Annotated in this window: 1 protein-coding gene; it reads right to left on the bottom strand. The window is 55.0% G+C overall.

Features of this window, described 5'->3' with window-relative positions; translation table 11 throughout:
* Positions 1-126 precede the first annotated feature (126 nt).
* On the bottom strand, positions 127-509 hold a 383-nt coding region (locus BN1127_RS15825; protein WP_156139777.1), incomplete at its 5' end, for an IS66 family transposase.

Here is a 509-nt window from a genome sequence, read left to right as displayed (position 1 = left end):
GGCAACAAGGGCGCATGCGCAATCCATTTTTTGCTCGACCAACCTCTACGGCTTCTTTGAGGATCTCGTTCTCCATGGTTTTCTTCGTAAGCGTCCAGCGAAGGCCGTATTGACAGGAGCGACAGGTTATTCAGCGGGTAGAGCAACACGCCAGGGCAGCAGTTCGCTGACCCGGTTCACCGGCCAGTCTGCGATCACATTCAGCACATGCCGCAGGTAATGCTCCGGATCTACCCCGTTCAACCGGCAGGTGCCGAGCAAGCTGTACAACAAGGCTCCCCGTTCACCACCATGGTCAGAGCCAAAAAACAGGAAGTTCTTTCGCCCCAAGCTCACCAGCCGTAGCGCATTCTCCGCTATGTTGTTGTCCACTTCTATCCAGCCGTTTTCGGTGTAGTACGTCAGTGCTGACCACTGATTCAAGGCATAGGCGAAGGCCTTAGCCAACTCGGAGTGACGCGAGAGCGACTGCATCCTATCCCGTAACCAGATCTCCAGCTCTTTCAGTA

It is taken from the genome of Aeromonas media (assembly GCF_000819985.1).
In the GTDB taxonomy this organism is placed as follows: domain Bacteria; phylum Pseudomonadota; class Gammaproteobacteria; order Enterobacterales; family Aeromonadaceae; genus Aeromonas; species Aeromonas media.
The sequence above is the reverse complement of the archived record's forward strand: the minus strand, read 5'-3'. Positions and strand labels throughout refer to the sequence as shown.